19 protein-coding genes are annotated in these 15,742 nt (G+C 66.1%); 5 read left to right on the forward strand and 14 right to left on the reverse strand.

The window, feature by feature from the left end; all coding sequences use genetic code 11:
• Positions 1–32: 32 nt before the first annotated feature.
• Positions 33–203: a CsbD family protein gene (locus Ga0102493_RS09595; protein WP_034900885.1), complete on the reverse strand. Its 171-nt coding sequence runs from the start codon at positions 201–203 to the stop codon at positions 33–35.
• Between the two features lie 146 nt (positions 204–349).
• Positions 350–772: an EVE domain-containing protein gene (locus tag Ga0102493_RS09600; protein WP_034900883.1), complete on the reverse strand. Its 423-nt coding sequence runs from the start codon at positions 770–772 to the stop codon at positions 350–352.
• A 184-nt stretch (positions 773–956) separates the two neighbouring features.
• Between Ga0102493_RS09600 and Ga0102493_RS09605 the strand changes: the two genes are divergently transcribed.
• The 5 genes from Ga0102493_RS09605 (at position 957) to Ga0102493_RS09625 (ending at position 6,475) form a co-directional block, all read left to right on the forward strand.
• On the forward strand, positions 957–2,813 hold the full coding sequence (locus tag Ga0102493_RS09605) for an EAL domain-containing protein (RefSeq protein WP_081845514.1): 1,857 nt from the start codon (positions 957–959) through the stop codon (positions 2,811–2,813).
• 68 nt (positions 2,814–2,881) lie between these two features.
• The gene (dapF, locus tag Ga0102493_RS09610) at positions 2,882–3,709 is read left to right on the forward strand and encodes a diaminopimelate epimerase (protein WP_034900881.1); all 828 of its coding nucleotides are present in this window, start codon (positions 2,882–2,884) and stop codon (positions 3,707–3,709) included.
• Positions 3,691–4,899 carry a MiaB/RimO family radical SAM methylthiotransferase gene (locus Ga0102493_RS09615; protein ID WP_051697541.1) on the forward strand — a complete coding sequence of 403 codons (1,209 nt, stop codon included), beginning with the start codon at positions 3,691–3,693 and terminating at the stop codon, positions 4,897–4,899. Before dapF ends, Ga0102493_RS09615 begins: the two co-directional genes overlap by 19 nt.
• Positions 4,896–5,831 (forward strand): signal recognition particle-docking protein FtsY, encoded by a 936-nt coding sequence (ftsY, locus tag Ga0102493_RS09620; protein WP_034900877.1) that lies wholly within the window; start codon positions 4,896–4,898, stop codon positions 5,829–5,831. Before Ga0102493_RS09615 ends, ftsY begins: the two co-directional genes overlap by 4 nt.
• Positions 5,831–6,475, forward strand: coding sequence for an inner membrane-spanning protein YciB (locus tag Ga0102493_RS09625; protein WP_034900875.1), 645 nt, complete (start codon positions 5,831–5,833; stop codon positions 6,473–6,475). Before ftsY ends, Ga0102493_RS09625 begins: the two co-directional genes overlap by 1 nt.
• A 4-nt stretch (positions 6,476–6,479) precedes the next feature.
• Here the strand turns inward: Ga0102493_RS09625 and Ga0102493_RS16465 are convergent, their stop codons facing one another.
• The 12 genes from Ga0102493_RS16465 to Ga0102493_RS09675 form a co-directional block, all read right to left on the reverse strand.
• Positions 6,480–6,602: a hypothetical protein gene (locus tag Ga0102493_RS16465; protein WP_257784815.1), complete on the reverse strand. Its 123-nt coding sequence runs from the start codon at positions 6,600–6,602 to the stop codon at positions 6,480–6,482.
• Entirely contained in the window at positions 6,566–6,958 is a 393-nt protein-coding gene (locus Ga0102493_RS09630; protein ID WP_236922196.1) for an MgtC/SapB family protein, read from the reverse strand. Before Ga0102493_RS09630 ends, Ga0102493_RS16465 begins: the two co-directional genes overlap by 37 nt.
• A gap of 58 nt (positions 6,959–7,016) precedes the next feature.
• A complete protein-coding gene (locus Ga0102493_RS09635) occupies positions 7,017–7,376 on the reverse strand; it encodes a c-type cytochrome (protein ID WP_051697539.1) in 360 nt (119 codons plus the stop codon).
• A 57-nt stretch (positions 7,377–7,433) separates the two neighbouring features.
• A complete protein-coding gene (locus tag Ga0102493_RS09640) occupies positions 7,434–9,356 on the reverse strand; it encodes a potassium transporter Kup (RefSeq protein ID WP_034900873.1) in 1,923 nt (640 codons plus the stop codon).
• A gap of 159 nt (positions 9,357–9,515) precedes the next feature.
• Positions 9,516–10,157: a tetratricopeptide repeat protein gene (locus tag Ga0102493_RS09645; RefSeq protein WP_034900871.1), complete on the reverse strand. Its 642-nt coding sequence runs from the start codon at positions 10,155–10,157 to the stop codon at positions 9,516–9,518.
• On the reverse strand, positions 10,154–10,585 hold the full coding sequence (locus Ga0102493_RS09650) for a cytochrome c-type biogenesis protein (protein ID WP_034900869.1): 432 nt from the start codon (positions 10,583–10,585) through the stop codon (positions 10,154–10,156). Before Ga0102493_RS09650 ends, Ga0102493_RS09645 begins: the two co-directional genes overlap by 4 nt.
• Entirely contained in the window at positions 10,585–11,112 is a 528-nt protein-coding gene (locus tag Ga0102493_RS09655; protein WP_034900867.1) for a DsbE family thiol:disulfide interchange protein, read from the reverse strand. The genes Ga0102493_RS09650 and Ga0102493_RS09655 overlap by 1 nt, the downstream gene beginning before the upstream one ends.
• Positions 11,109–13,127, reverse strand: coding sequence for a heme lyase CcmF/NrfE family subunit (locus Ga0102493_RS09660; protein WP_034900865.1), 2,019 nt, complete (start codon positions 13,125–13,127; stop codon positions 11,109–11,111). The genes Ga0102493_RS09655 and Ga0102493_RS09660 overlap by 4 nt, the downstream gene beginning before the upstream one ends.
• A gap of 16 nt (positions 13,128–13,143) precedes the next feature.
• Entirely contained in the window at positions 13,144–13,632 is a 489-nt protein-coding gene (ccmE, locus tag Ga0102493_RS09665; protein ID WP_034900863.1) for a cytochrome c maturation protein CcmE, read from the reverse strand.
• Positions 13,629–13,772 carry a heme exporter protein CcmD gene (gene ccmD / locus Ga0102493_RS15935; protein ID WP_330657723.1) on the reverse strand — a complete coding sequence of 48 codons (144 nt, stop codon included), beginning with the start codon at positions 13,770–13,772 and terminating at the stop codon, positions 13,629–13,631. Before ccmD ends, ccmE begins: the two co-directional genes overlap by 4 nt.
• Positions 13,769–14,536 (reverse strand): heme ABC transporter permease CcmC, encoded by a 768-nt coding sequence (ccmC, locus tag Ga0102493_RS09670; RefSeq protein ID WP_034900859.1) that lies wholly within the window; start codon positions 14,534–14,536, stop codon positions 13,769–13,771. The genes ccmD and ccmC overlap by 4 nt, the downstream gene beginning before the upstream one ends.
• A 130-nt stretch (positions 14,537–14,666) precedes the next feature.
• Positions 14,667–15,734, reverse strand: a complete 1,068-nt coding sequence (locus Ga0102493_RS09675; protein ID WP_034900857.1) for a Glu/Leu/Phe/Val family dehydrogenase — start codon at positions 15,732–15,734, stop codon at positions 14,667–14,669.
• Between the last annotated feature and the right edge of the window lie 8 nt (positions 15,735–15,742).

The following is a 15,742-nucleotide window of genomic DNA, read 5'->3' on the forward strand; positions in this document are numbered from 1 at the left end:
GCGGCCCCTTTTCATGTCATGCGGATTGGGGGTCAGATGTCGTTGCCCATCTCGCCCTTGACTTCGCCCTTGACCTGCTGGGCCTTGCCCTTGGCCTCGTCCTTGCGCCCTTCGGCGCGGGTTTCGGGGTCATCGGACTTCTGCTTGGCCTTGCCGGTCGCTTCGTTGACATTGCCTTTGATCTTGTCGGTGAGTTCACCCATGGAACATCCTCCATTGTCTTGGTCAAGCCAATGAATTTACTGGCTTTCCACGCAATCAATGGATGAAGCGACGGGATCGTTCCGCCCCCTGTCCCACAGCGCGCTGAGCCGTGGCGCGCCCGCGACGACGCCCCGGCCTTCGGCACTCAGCCCTTCGCCATCTCGCAGATGACCTCCCACTCCCGCGGCGTGATCGCCGCGACCGAGAGCCGCGAGAGGCGCACCAGTTCGCACTCGGCAAGCCGCGGATCGGCCTTGATCTGCTTGAGCGTCACCGGGTGGTCGAACTTTTCCTTCGCGCGCACCTTGACCGCCGCCCACTTGCCGGTCTCGTCGGTCGGATCGGTTATGCCCGCCACCGTCACCTCGCAGATGCCGACGATCTCCAGCCCCTCGCGCGAGTGGTAGAAGAACGCCTCGTCGCCGACCTCCATCGCCGCGAGATTGTTCTTCGCCCGGTGGTTGCGCACGCCGTCCCACACCCCATCGCCCTCGGCGACGAGATCGTCCCAGCTGTATTTGAACGGCTCGGATTTCATCAGCCAGTAATTGCGCGAAGCCTGCGCCATGACACTCTGCCCCCTCATGAATGGACGTTTCTGATCGTCGGCCCCTCTGCCAGAGCCGCGCGCGCCAAGGCAAGCGTGCGCCGATTAACGCGATCTTTAGCCTCGTCACCGCATGTTTGCGCAAATCTCCCGGGCTGACTCAGGGCGGGCCGGGTGAAAGAGGGGCGCTTACGAGTAACCGGGCATGACGGCGACACACGGAACGATCCAGACTCTCCACAAGGGCACGGCCGAGGAACGGGCGGGCGAAGGGCAGGCGCAGCGCGACATCGTCGCCCTCGGGATCACGACGGCGGCGATACTGCTTTTCGTCGCCACCGGCGGCGTGGTCGTGCCGGACACGCTGATGGCGCTGATGGGCACGGGCAGTGGCGCCGATCCGCTGCTCACCACCGCGCTGCTGCTCAACATCGCGCTGATCATCTTCGCCTGGCGCCGCTATCGTGAATTGATCCGCGAAATCGAGGAACGCCGCCGCGCCGAGGCGCAGGCGCGCGAGCTGGCCGAACGCGACCCGCTGACCGGGTGTCTCAACCGCCGTTCGATGGCCGAAGTCACCGAAGCGCTGCGGATCCGCACTGCCGAACGCGGCCAGGCGATCGCCTATGCCATGATCGACCTCGACAATTTCAAGCAGGTCAACGACATGCACGGCCACCATGCGGGCGACCAGGTGCTTTGCCAGTTCGCCGATCGGGTTCGCGAGGTGCTGCCGAAAAGCGCCCGGCTCGCCCGGCTGGGCGGGGACGAATTCGCTTTCGTCACCCCCTTTGATCCGGCCCGGCGCGAGCGCATCGACGACCTCGTGATCAGGCTTTACGAAGGGCTCGCCCTGCCCTTCCAGCTCGACAGCGTCACGCTCGAAATCACCATGTCGGTGGGCGTCACCAGCGATCATTGCCCCGACGGGCTCGAACCGTTGAGCGCTTCGGGCGACACGCTGCTCCACCGCGCCGACATCGCGATGTACCAGGCGAAAAAGCAGGGCAAGAACCGCTTCTTCTGGTTCGAGCCGAGCATGGAAAACGAATTGCGGTTCAGGAACGAACTCGAAACGGGCATCCGGCACGGCATCACCAGGGGCGAATTCGTGCCCTTCTACGAACAGCAGATCGATCTCGATACGGGCGAACTGGTCGGCTTCGAGATGCTGGCGCGCTGGCGTTCGCCGCAATTCGGCCTCGTCAGCCCGGAAATCTTCATCCCCGTGGCCGAGGAAATCGGCCTTATCGCCGAACTGTCCGAACAACTGATGCGCCAGGCCTTCGCCGATGCGCGCGGCTGGGACGAGGCGCTGACGCTTTCGATCAACATCTCGCCGGTGCAGCTGCGCGATCCGTGGTTCGCCCAGAAGCTTCTGAAACTGCTGGTCGAACACAGTTTTCCGGCCCAGCGGCTCGAGATCGAGATCACCGAATCCTGCCTGCACGAGAATATCGGCCTCGTGCGATCGATGATCACGAGCCTGCGCAATCAGGGGGTCAAGGTCAGCCTCGACGATTTCGGGACCGGCTATTCGAGCCTCGAACAGCTCCGCTCGCTGCCGTTCGACCGTTTGAAGATCGACCGCAGCTTCATCAAGGACCTGACCGAGAACGGCGGCAAGAGCCGCATCGTCGATGCGATCGTTTCCCTGGGGCGCGGGCTCGAAATGCCGATCACCGCCGAGGGGATCGAGCACGAGGACATCCTCACCGCGCTTCGCAAGATGGGCGAATTCAAGGGCCAGGGCTATCTTTATGGCCGCCCCGAAACCGCCGAACAGGTGCACGAGCGGCTCAGCATTGCAGGGCGGCTGGCGGGCAGCGCGATGGCCGATGCGCCGAACGCGGGCGCGGAAGGGATCGAACTGCCCGATCTCGGCGCGCTGGCGCGCAGCGTCGCCCGCGCGGCCCGGGGTGACAATGCCGGTGACAATAGAGGCGGGGAAATGGGCGGACCGGGCGAATCGGGCGACCCCGATCACGGCGGGGCCGCGCCGCATCCGGGCGGCACCGCGCTCGACGGCGGGCCGATCCTGCCGCGCCGCGCGCGCCACTGAACGCGTCGCCGGACCGTCTCGCGCCACTGGACGAGCGCGCCCGCCATGCATAGATGCGTGGCCGTACAATGCGCGTTTCCTTCACCAAGATGCACGGGCTCGGCAACGATTTCGTCGTGCTCGACGCCCGCGAGGCCAGCCTGCCGGACATGACCGGGGCGATGGCGCGCGCGCTCGCCGACCGGCGCACCGGGATCGGCTGCGACCAGGTGATCGTGCTTGAGCCGAGCGAAAGCGCGGATTTCCGCATGCGTATCTTCAATTCCGACGGGAGCGAGGTCGGGGCCTGCGGCAATGCCAGCCGGGCGGTCGCGATCCTGCATGGCGAGGCCGCGCGGGTCGAGACCGCGGGCGGCGCGATCGCGGTCGAGCCGCGGGACGGCTGCGCTGCGGTCGACATGGGGCTGCCGCGTTTCGGCTGGGAGGCGATCCCGCTCGCCTATGCGATGGATACGGGCGCGATGCCGGTCGGCTGGGGCGAGCTTGAAAACCCGATGGCGGTCAATGTGGGCAATCCGCATGTCGTGTTCTTCGTCGAGGACGCGAATGCAGTGGATCTTGCCGCGCTCGGGTCGGGGATCGAAAACGACCCGCTTTTTCCCGAACGGATCAACGTCAATGTCGCGAGCCTTGCAGGGCCGGACCATCTTGCGCTGCGCGTGTGGGAGCGCGGGGCGGGTCTTACCCGCGCCTGCGGGACCGGGGCCTGCGCGACGGCGGTCGCGGCGATCCGCAAGCGGCTGGTGACGAGCCCGGTGACGATTTCGCTTCCCGGCGGCGATCTCGTGATCGAATGGGATGGCGGCGGGTCCGGCGATGGAGCGGGCCCGATCCGGATGACCGGCCCGGCGAGCGAGGCCTTTCGCGGTAGCTTCGAATGGGACGATTTCGCGTGAACGCGCCGCAGACCGTCTCGCCGCTAGTGATTTCCCTGGGCTGCCGGCTCAACATCGCCGAAAGCGAGGCGATGCGCGCGATGCTGGGCGAGGATGCGGGCGACATCGTCGTGGTCAATTCCTGCGCGGTCACCAACGAGGCGGTGCGCCAGACCCGCCAGGCGATCCGCCGCGCCCGGCGCGCAAGGCCCGATGCGCGGCTGATCGTCACCGGCTGCGCGGCTGAGATCGAGCGCGAGGCGATCGCCGCCATGCCCGAGGTCGACGCGATCATGGCGAATGCGGCGAAGCTCGATGCGCGCCGCTGGAACGTGCCCGCCGCCGACACCCCTCCCCCGCCGCAACGAACCCGTGCCTTCATCGGCGTGCAGAACGGCTGCGACCATGCCTGCACCTTCTGCATCATCCCGCAGGGACGCGGGAAAAGCCGTTCGCTGACCGTGGCCGAGGTGCTGCGCGAGGTTGAAGGACATTTGATTGCGGGGGCAAAGGAAATTGTCTTCACCGGTGTCGATCTGACAAGCTGGGGACAGGATATTTCCAACACGCCCCGATTGGGTTCCCTGATCGAAGCCACCCTGAATGAATTTCGCGAACTAAGCCGCCTTAGGCTTTCCTCGGTCGACGGGGTGGAAATCGACGCGGCCCTGTTCGACCTGCTGGCCGGCGAAAAACGGGTGATGCCGCATGTCCACCTGTCGCTCCAGCACGGCGCGGATCTGATCCTAAAGCGCATGAAAAGGCGCCATTCGCGGGCCGATGCGGTGGATCTCGTCGCCCGGCTGAAGGCACGCCGACCCGATATCGCGGTCGGGGCGGACCTCATTGCGGGCTTCCCGACCGAAAGCGAGGGGCACCACGCCGACAACCTTTCGATCATCGCACAATGCGACATCGTGCACGGCCACGTCTTTCCCTTTTCCCCGCGCGAAGGAACGCCCGCCGCGCGCATGCCGCAGCATGACCGTGCGACCGTCAAGGCCCGCGCCGCCGAACTCAGGGCCGCCGTGGCCGAACGCCGCGCGGACTGGCTGACAAGCCTTGTGGGCGAAACCCTCCCCGTCCTCGCCGAGCGGGACGGCACGGGCTATGGCCCCAATTACGCCCGCGTGAAGCTGCCCGACGGGACGCGAGCGGGCGAGATCGTGCCGGTGAGGGTGCAGGCAGTCGAGGAGGGAATGCTGCGATGAGCGAAGCGGAACAGGCCGGAAGCTGGAGCGAGCGACTGCTCGGCGGTTTTCGCAAGACCTCCGACCGGCTCGCCACCAACCTCACCGGGATCACCGCCGGAGGCAGGCTGGACGAGGCGACGCTCGACGATATCGAGGACGCGCTGATCGTCTCCGACCTCGGCCCGTCGGCCGCCGCGCGCATCCGAAGCAAGCTCGCCGACAAGAGGTTCGGGGCGACGATCACCCAGACCGAGCTGAAGGAGGCGGTGGCCGAGGAAATCGCCGAGATCCTGCGGCCCGTGGCCAAGCCGCTCGAGATAACCGCCTTCCCGCGCCCGCAGGTGATCCTGGTGATCGGGGTCAACGGATCGGGCAAGACCACCACCATCGCCAAACTCGCGCATCTGTTCATGGAGGACGATTACGGCGTGCTGCTGGCCGCAGGCGACACGTTCCGCGCCGCCGCAATCGGCCAGCTCGCCACCTGGGCTGAGCGCGCAGGGGTCGACATCGTGCGCGGACCCGAAGGCGGCGATCCGGCGAGCATCGTCTACGACGCGGTCAAGCAGGCGACCGATACCGGGATCGACGCGCTGATCGTCGACACTGCCGGGCGGCTCCAGAACAAGCGCGAACTGATGGACGAACTCGCCAAGATCCGCCGCGTTCTCGGTCGTCTCAATCCCGACGCGCCGCACGACGTCGTGCTGGTGCTCGACGCGACCAACGGGCAGAATGCGCTTTCCCAGATCGACGTGTTCAAGGAGGTGGCGGGCGTGACCGGCCTCATCATGACCAAACTCGACGGCACCGCGCGCGGCGGCGTGCTGGTTGCGGCGGCGGAGCAATACGGCCTTCCGATCCACGCGATCGGGGTGGGGGAAACGATGGAGGACCTGCGCCCCTTCGACCCCGACCTTGTCGCGCGCGTCATCGCGGGAGTCGCGTGATGGCCGACGACACCAAGGCCAAGGGTTCGGGCTGGCTCAACGTCGCGGTCGATTACGGGCCGCTGATCGTGTTCCTCGCCGTCTATCGGCTGTCGGCGCCCGAGGACCCGGGCCTCGGCGACATCATCGCGATCATCTACGGCACCGGCGCCTTCATGGTCGCCGCCGTCATCGCTCTTGCCGTGTCGAAATTCCTGCTCGGCAAGGTGTCGCCCATGCTGTGGTTCTCGACTGCGCTGATCGTCGGCTTCGGAACCCTGACGATCTATTTCCAGGACGAGAAGTTCATCCAGCTCAAACCCACCATCATCTACGCGGTCTTCGGCGTGGCGCTGATCGGCGGCTGGCTGGGCGGACGCGCGCTGCTCAAGATCCTGCTCGAGGCCGCGTTCGAAGGGCTTTCCGACGAAGGCTGGCTCAAGCTGTCGCGCAATTGGGGCGTGTTCTTCCTGCTGCTTGCAGGCCTCAACGAATTGCTGGTGGCGACGATGGATTTCGAAGGCTGGCTGTGGGCGAAGCTGTGGGTGTTCCTGCCGCTCACCTTTCTGTTCACCTTCGCCAATATCCCGATGCTGATGAAGCACGGCCTGTCGATCGATGACGCCGACGAAGTCATCAAGGACGAACCGCCGACGGGCGGATGAACGGTCAGTCCTTCCTTTCCTCGCCCGAGGGATCGTAGCGCCCGATAAAAGGCGCGCTCAGCACCAGCACAGCGAAGATGGGCAGCGCGATCAGCGCGGCGAGCCAGAGCGATCCGATCCCGCACACGATCCCGATCGCCTCCGCCCCCAGATCGCGGCGGCCGATCCCGCCCCTTGCACGAAATTGTCCTCGCGGAACATCGCGCCCGCGCCGAGAAAACCGATCCCGGTGACGACGCCTTCGAACGTGCGGGTGGGATCGACGACGAGCTGGCTGTCGAATGTCTTGTGCACCAGTTCGAGCGAAGCGATCGACAGTCCGCAGGCCGCGACCGAGATGATGACGAAGGGGCGGAAATCGATCGGTTTCTTCCTCAGGAACCGCTCCATCCCGATGACGAAAGGGAGCACGATGGCGCAGGCCATCCGCAGCCCGGCCTCGGTCCAGGTGATGTGTTCGGGAGAGAATGTGCCCGGTTCCATGCCCATTCAACGCCGCAACCGGCGGACGGGTTTCGCGAAAGTGCCGGGCGAGGTCCCGTCAGTCGCGGTCCCTCAGGACCTCGAGATAGGCGCTCAGTCGCTCCACATCGCCCTCCTCGAACACGAATACCGGCATTTCGGAGGTATGGCCCAGCTTGACCCCCCGCTCGAGCGATCCTTCGACCACCCATTCCGGCAGGCGGTTGGCGACCCGGCGCAGGCTCGGAGCCTCCGGGTTGGGCGAGGTGCCGTCATCGAGCGCGTGGCAGCCACCGCAATTGGCCTCGGCGAAAGCCCTGCCCTCGGCCGCCTTGCCCGACAGGGTGTTCGCTTCGCGATCGGTTGCGCATGCTCCGACGAACAGAGCAGCGGCGAATATCAGCGATTGTTTGAGCACGACCTTGCCTCCCTTGGACATGCGATAGCGCACCCAGGCAGTCGGACACAAGGGAGCGCGCAAACGCGGCGTTCCGCGTCAGATCTCGACCTGGCTGCCCAGTTCCACCACGCGGTTCGTCGGCAGCTTGAAGAAATCCATCGCGCTCGCCGAATTGCGCAGCATCCAGGCGAATATCTTTTCGCGCCAGATCGGCATTGCGGGTTTCTCCGAAGGGAGCAGGGTCTGGCGCGAGAGGAAGAAGCTCGTCTGCATCATGTCGAACTGGCCGCCGCAACGCTCCATCCGGGTCAGTCCGACCGGCACGTCCGTCTCCTCCATGAAGCCGTAATGCAGGATCGCGCGGTAGAAACCGTCGCCCATGTCGGTGTATTCGCAGCGCGCATCGGGATCGACATAGGGCACGTCGGCGATGTTGACGGTCAGGATGACAACGCGTTCGTGCAGCACCTTGTTGTGCTTGATGTTGTGGAGCAGCGCGCTCGGCACGCCCGCCGTGCTCGACGCCATGAAGATCGCCGTGCCCGGCACGCGCAGGGCGGAATTCTTGGCCGATTTGGCGAAGATCTCCATCGGCAGGGCAACCTCACTCATCCGGTCGCGCATCAGCTTGCGCCCGCGCGCCCAGGTCGTGAGCAGCGTGAAGGCGACGAAGCCGATGAGGAGCGGGAACCAGCCTCCATCCGCCACCTTCGTCAGGTTGGCGGCAAAGTAGGCTCCGTCGACGATCAGGAAGAGGATGACGACGGGCGCGGCATACCACCACTTCCACTTCCACACGCTCACCAGCAGCACCGCCATCAACAGCGTGTCGATCGTCACCGCGCCGGTCACCGCGATGCCATAGGCATTGGCGAGGTTGGACGAATTCTGGAAGGTGAGGACAAGGATGACCACTGCCACCATCAGCGCCCAGTTGACCGCCGGGATGTAGATCTGCCCGCCTTCGGTTTCGGAGGTGTGGCGGATGTTGAGCCGCGGGATGTAGCCCATCTGGATCGCCTGGTGGGTGATCGAGAACGCGCCGGAGATCACCGCCTGGCTGGCGATGAAGGTCGCCACCGTCGCCAGGAAAACGAGCGGCAGGCGCCATTCCTCCGATGCGAGGAAGAAGAACGGGTTCTGGATCGCGCGCGAAGCCTCGTCCGCGGGCAGGCCGATCACCATCGCGCCCTGCCCGAAATAGTTGAGCAGCAGGCACGGCATGACGAAACCGAACCACGACAGGCGCATCGGCCCACGCCCGAAATGGCCCATGTCGGAATAGAGCGCCTCCGACCCCGTCACCGCCAGCACCACGCTGCCCAGGGCAAGGAAGGCGAACCAGCCGTCGAGGACGAAGAAATTGACTGCGTGATAGGGGTTCAGGGCCCACAGGATCTCGGGCGTCTGGATGATCTGCCAGGTCCCCAGCCCCGCGATCACCGTGAAATAGACGATCATGACGGGCGCGAAAAGCGCGCCGACCTTGGCCGTGCCGCGTTTCTGGAGGACGAACAGGAACACCAGCAGGGCCAGTGCGATGGGTATGACGAAGCGTTCCAGCCCTTCGTCCACCACGGTCAGGCCTTCGACCGCGGAGAGGACCGAGATCGCGGGTGTAATCATCGAATCGCCGTAGAACAGGCTGGTCGCGAAAACGCCGAGCAGCACCGCGATCCAGCCATAGCGCGATTTGGACAAGCTGCGCGAAATCAGCGCGACAAGAGCGAGGCTACCGCCCTGCCCCTTGTTGTCGGCGCGCATCAGGATGGTGACATACTGGATCGCGACGACCAGCGTCATCGACCAGAAGATGAGGCTGATTACACCGAGGACATGCGCCGTGTCGAGCTGCACGGTCGAGCGCCCGACGAAGGTCTCACGGAAGGCGTAAAGCGGGCTCGTCCCGATATCGCCGAAAACGATGCCGATCGCCCCGACCGCCAGCGCCGCCTTGGATGCGCCGTGCGAATGGCCGCCTGCTGGCGGCTGATGGGCGGGCGCTGCTGTGTCGCTCATGCTTCCCGGATTTCCCGTGTCTTCGGTACTGCCCTGAAGCCGCGCATCTGGCTCGACTCCATCGCCGCAGCGTGTCTCTTCACGGTGACGGCGGAGCGGCGATTAGCACCGCCTCTTCGCGCCTGCAACATTGGACGGCGCGCACGCGCCCGGATGCGCCTAGCGCAGCATCGGTGCATTGGCGATCATCCGGTCGAGTTCCGCGATCCGCGCGGTCAGTTCGGGTACCCAGGGCGCGTCCTCGGGCGAGCTTTCGACCAGCCGCGCCCAGGTCTCGCGCGCAGCGCGGATCTGGCCCGACTGGAGATAGGAAAAGCCGAGGAAATAGTCGGGCGCCGGGCTGTCGGGGTCGATCTCGCGCGCCTTGCCATAGGCATAGGCCGCCGCCGGGGTGACCTGCCCGTCGGCATGGCCGACCAGCGCCATGCCGAGCGCGAGCCAGCCTTCGAGATGGCTTGGATTTTCGGCAAGCCCCCGGCGCAGGAGGCCCGCGGCCTCCTCGAATTTGCCGTTGCGGGCGAAGCCGTCGGAAATGGTAAGGTAATCGGGCTTGGGCCGGACCGGATCGAACAGGGCGCGGCGCGCTTCGACCATCGCCTCGCCGCCCTCGGATTCGGCGATCACCCGTTCCTTGGGCGCGGCCGGCTGGCCGGGCGAGCCCTGCATCGCGTAACCCGCAAGTCCGAACAGCAGCGCCGCCCCGAACACCGCAAAGCCCTCACGCGGGAGGCGCAGCAGGAAGGCCGCGAGCGCAAAGGCCGCAAGCGCCAATGCGAGCACGCCGAGCCAACCGCCGATCATGCCGCCTCCCCTTCATCCGAACGCCGCCGGCCCAGCCGCCGCAGCAACACGCCGCCGACGAAGAGCAGCAGCAGCACGGGAATGGCGAAGAGCGGCCAGGTGGTCTCGCTCACCTTGGGCGAATAGCTGACGTAATCGCCATAGCGATCGACCAGCCAGGCGCGGATTTCCTCGGGTTCCTGCCCGGCAAGCAGGCGGGTGCGGACCTGGTGGCGCATGTCGCCCGCCATCGGCGCGTCCGAATCGGCGATCGACTGCGACTGGCATTTGAGACAGCGCAGGGTCAGCATCAGGTCGCGCGCCTCGGCCTCGAGCGCGGGATCCTCTATCTGGGTATAGGCATAGGGCGCCGGCGGCATGGCCTGCTGCGCCATTGCGGGCGCGGCAAACACCGCAAGAGCGGCGAGAAGCATCGCGAGAACGCGCATCACGACGCCTTGGCCAGTTCTTCGAGCAAGGTCGGCACGTCGTCCGCGCGAATATCGCCGATATGCTGGTAACGGATCACGCCCTTGCCATCGATCACGAAGGTTTCGGGCACGCCCGAGGACCCGATTTCAAGCTGCACTTCGGAAATCTCGTCGGCGCCGACGCGGCTGTAAGGATTGCCGTAGCGTTCGAGGAAGCGGGCGACATCCTCGGGCCGGTCGCGGATTGCGACGCCGACGATGTCGACCCCCTCTTCGGCCAGCGCCTCGAGTTGCGGCGCCTCGGCTATGCAGGGCACGCACCAGCTTGCCCAGATATTGAGCAGCTTGGGCTCTCCATTCGTGAAATCCGCGCGCGAGGCCCCCGCAAGGCCGGGCGCCGCCGGGTCGAGCGCGAAATCCGGCAGAGGCTTCCCGATCATGGTGCTCTTGACGAATTCGTCCTTGGGCTGGGTCAGCTGGAACGCGAACAGCCCGGCAAGGAACAGGAACAGCGCCAGCGGAACGATATAGGCGAGGCGCTTCATTCGGCGGGCTCCGGTGCTTTCGGGCCCTTGCCCAGCGCGCGCAGTCCCTCGCGCCGCTCCTCGCCGAGGCGGGTCGCCGTGCGGCGGCGCAGGTCGACCTGCACGCGGCCCGCGATCGCCAGGACACCGCCCAGTGCGATCAGCAGGCCGCCATACCAGATGAAGGTGACGAAGGGTTTCCACCATAGGCGCAGCTGCCAGCGCGCATTGCCTGCCGCATCCACGCCAGCCGCATCGCCGATCACCGCATAAAGCTGCCCGTTCCAGCGGGTGATGAGCGCGCTTTCGCTGGTAGCCTGCGGCGGCGACCAGAAATTGCGCGCCTGAGGGGCCAGCATCACCGGATCCCCCCCATCGCGGCTGACGGCGAGCCGCGCCTCGATCGCGGTCCAGTTGGGCCCGGCGACCGGATCGACGCTTTCGAGCATGACGTCGAAGCCCCCGATGCTTTCCGTCTGGCCGGCGGATACCGCGGCGAGGCGTTCCTGGGTGAAGGCGCTTTCGCTCGCCATGCCGAACAGCGCGACCGCCACTCCGAAATGGGCGAGCACCATACCCCATACCGCGACCGGTACCCGCGCCAGCTTGCGTCCGCGCAGCGGCAGGAATGCAGCAACGCCGAGACCCACGGCAAGCGCGAGGCCGAGGACGGGGAGGATGGCGTAGTCGCCCAGGATCGCGACCAGCGAAACCACCGAAATGAGGAGCGCGGCGATCAGCGACAATTCGAACTGGATGCGCCGCGGGGTGTCGTCCTTCCAGCGCAGCAGCGGGCCGACCGCCATGACCAGGAACATCGGGATCGCGAAGATCGCACTGGCCGGGTTGAAATAGGGCGGACCGACGCTGACGCGCACATTGAACGCCTCGGTCAGGAGCGGATAGAGCGTGCCGAGCAGGACAATCGCGAGGATCGCCGACAGCATCACGTTGTTGAACACCAGCGCGCCCTCGCGGCTGGTCGCGGTGAAGCGCTTGCCCTCGGAGATGGAGCCCGCCCTTACCGCGAAGAGAGCAAGCGCGCCGCCGATGTAAAGACCCAGCAGGACGAGAATGAAGGTCCCGCGCTCCGGATCGACCGCGAAGGCATGGACGCTGGTGAGCACGCCCGAACGCACGAGGAAAGTGCCGAGCATGCTCATGGAGAAGGCGAGCACGCCGAGCATGATCGTCCATGTCCGCAGCGCATCGCGCGCGGCCAGAACGCTTACCGAATGGAGCAAGGCAGTCGCGGCAAGCCACGGCATGAGCGAAGCATTCTCGACCGGGTCCCAGAACCACCAGCCGCCCCAGCCCAGCTCGTAATAGGCCCAGTACGACCCCGCCGTGATCCCGAAGGTCAGGAACACCCACGCGCCCAGCACCCACGGCCGCATAACCTTGGCGAAATCGGGCGTGACCTGCCGGGTGATCAGCGCGCCCATGGCGAGGCTGAAGGCGACCGAAAGGCCGACATAGCCGATATAGAGCGTCGGCGGATGGATCGCGAGGCCGATATCCTGCAGCAGCGGGTTCAGCCCCGAACCTTCGAGAGCCGGGACCGGGAGACGCTCGAACGGGTTCGATGAGAGCAGCAGGAAAGCATAGAAGCCGAGCGCGACGAAGCCCTGCACCGAAAGCGTCGCCGACATCGTGCGTTCGGGCAGCCGCCGCTCCGCCCCGGCGAGCAGACCGCCCGACAGCGCCAGCACCGCGACCCACAGCAGCATCGAGCCTTCGTGGTTCCCCCACGTGCCCGTCAGCTTGTAGATGAAGGGCTTTGCCGAATGCGAATTGGTCGCGACCAGCTTGATCGACAGGTCGGTGATCGCAAAGGCGTAGAGCAGCATGACGAAGGCGAGCACGGCAAGGGCTGCCTGCACCATCGCGGCGGGCCGAGCATAAAACGCCATCGGGTTTGCATCGCCCCCGCCTTCTCTAGCGCGCGTGCGCAGCGCGAGCGCTCCCGATATCATCTGGAGCACCGCGAGCGCGGCGGCGAGCCACAGGGCGGCAAGGCCGATTTCAGCGATCATCGCGCGGGGTCAGTCCTCAAGGTCTCGGTTCGATGCCGACGGTCGTCTCGGCGACGGTCTCGGCCTTCTGATGCGGCTCAAGCCCCTCGAGCTCGCGCGGCACGTAATTCTCGTCATGCTTGGCGAGCAGATTGGTGGCGAGAAAGGTCCCGTCCGCCTGCAGGCTCCCTTCGGCGACGACTCCTGAACCTTCGACGAACAGATCGGGCAATATGCCCGAATAGCGCACCGGGATCGTGCTCGCCTCGTTGCCGGTGACGATGAAGCGCACGGTGACGCCGTCGGCCATCGTCTCGATCGATCCGGGCTGCACCATCCCGCCGAGCCGCACCGCCTGCCCGACCGAAGGGGGCGCTTCGGCCATCTGTTCGGGAAGGTAGAAATAGTTCGCCTGGTTCCTCAGGCCCCATACCGCGAGCAGCCCCGCGCCGATGATCGCAACCAGCGCGATCACGACCAGCACCATGCGCTGGTGCTTTGCCTTGAGGCCGGTGGTGGTGTTCATCGCCTCTTGACCTCCTCGCGGCGCGCCTCGGCCCGGCGCATGGTGCGCCAGCTCCAAGCGGTCAGCACCGCAAGGGCGCCAAGCCCGATCGCATAGGCCGCGATAACGAAATCCCAGTGTTCGAGTGCCTCGCGCATCATGCGCCTCCCATGGCCGGTTCGCCAGCGCCGCCTCCACGCGGCGCATCGTCGTCGAGCGCACGGCGCTTCAGCCTCGCTTCGACCTGCGCTTCGGCGATGATCGCGCGCATCCGCATCAGCACGATGGCGCCGAACAGGAGCGAAAAGCCGACCACCGCAGCCAGCAGCGGCATCAGGAACACGCCGTCGATCGCGCTGTTGCCCATGGTGATGCTGGGCGGCTGGTGGAGTGAATTCCACCACACGACGCTGCGGTTGATGATCGGGATATTGACCGCGCCGACAAGGCCGAAGATCGCCGCGATCTTCGCCGAACCGCCTTCGCGGGTCGTCGCCTGGACGAGCGCGATATAGCCCGCATAGAGGAACAGCAGCACCAGCATGCTCGTCAGGCGGCCGTCCCAAACCCACCACGTGCCCCAGGTCGGGCGCCCCCAGATCGACCCGGTCGCAAGGCAGACAGCTGTGAAGACCATGCCCGGCACCGCGATCGCGCGCGCCGAAATGCCGGCAAGGGGGTGCTTCCAGATCAGCAGCATGGCGCTTGATATGGCGATCCCTGCCCATCCGCCCATGCCCAGCCAGGCGGCGGGAACATGGATGAAGAGAATGCGCACGCTTTCGCCCATCAGCCGGTCCGGCGGAACCACGGCGAGGCCCCACGCGACAGCCCCTGCCGAAAGCGCGAGCCCGCTCCAGAACAGGAGCGGCATCAGCCACTTGGCAATGCCGAGAAATCGTTTGGGGTTGGCGTAGGTGTGCATGCGGTCAGATGATCCCTCGCATGTTTGTAGTGACGCCCTGCCCCCTCGCAAGGCTGCAAAACTCGCAAGACCCCCTGCAGCAAAGGCGCCGATAGCACAAGCCGCGAGCGGACGCAGCCCATGCGCGCGATCACTCGCGTCCGATCAGGCCCTGCGCCATGCGATCGGCAACGACATCGGGCGATTCGCCAATGTCCTCGCTCGCGCGCCAGATCGCCTCGAGGCGACCCGGAATCTGGTCGAGCAGCGCATGGACCTCTTCGACCTTGCCCACGCGCCCGTCGCGCCGGGCGAGGTATTCGGTGCCGACCGACATGATGCCGCCGGCATTGATGACGTAATCGGGCGCGTAGAGGATGCCGCGCTCGAACAGCGCGCGCCCGTGCTCGGCGCGGGCGAGCTGGTTGTTCGCGCCGCCGGCGACGATCCGGGTGTCGAGCTTGGCGATGCTCTGCGCGTCCAGGATCGCACCCAGCGCATTGGGGCTGAACACGTCGCACGGCGTGGTCATGATCTCATCGGCCGTCACCGTCTCCGCGCCGAGTTCGTCCGCAAGCGCCTTGGCCCCTGCCGCATCGATATCGGCAAGCGTCAGCCGCGCGCCGGCCTTCGCAAGCAGCCGGGCGACCCCGCCGCCGACGCTGCCAGTGCCCTGCAGCGCAACATGCACGCCCTCCATGCTGTCCTTGCCGAGCCGATAGCGCACGGCCGCCTCGATCCCCTTGGCGATGCCGATCGCGGTGAACGGGCCGGGATCGCCGCCTGCAAGCCCATCCCCCCGCACCGGAAGCCCGGTGACGTGCTGGGTCTTCTCGGAAACCGCGACCATGTCCGCTTCGGAAATGCCGACATCCTCGGCCGTGACATATTGTCCGCCCAGCCCTTCGATCGCCGCGCCGAAGGCAGCGAGCATTTCCGGCGTCTTGGTGCGGTTTTCGTCGGCCAGTATCACCGCCTTGCCGCCGCCCAGCGGAAGGCCGGCCATGGCGTTCTTGTAGCTCATCCCGCGCGACAGGCGCAGTGCATCGCGCACCGCCGCTTCGGGATCGGCATAATGCCAGAAACGCGTGCCGCCCGCGCCGGGGCCGAGATGCGAGGAATGGACGGCGATGATCGCGGTGAGGCCAGATTCCCGGTCGTGGACGAAATGCACCATTTCGTGCGCATCGAAATCGGGCTGGGTCCAGAACGCGGTCATACGCAAAT

Origin of the sequence: Erythrobacter litoralis, from assembly GCF_001719165.1 — a bacterium.
GTDB lineage: Bacteria > Pseudomonadota > Alphaproteobacteria > Sphingomonadales > Sphingomonadaceae > Erythrobacter > Erythrobacter litoralis.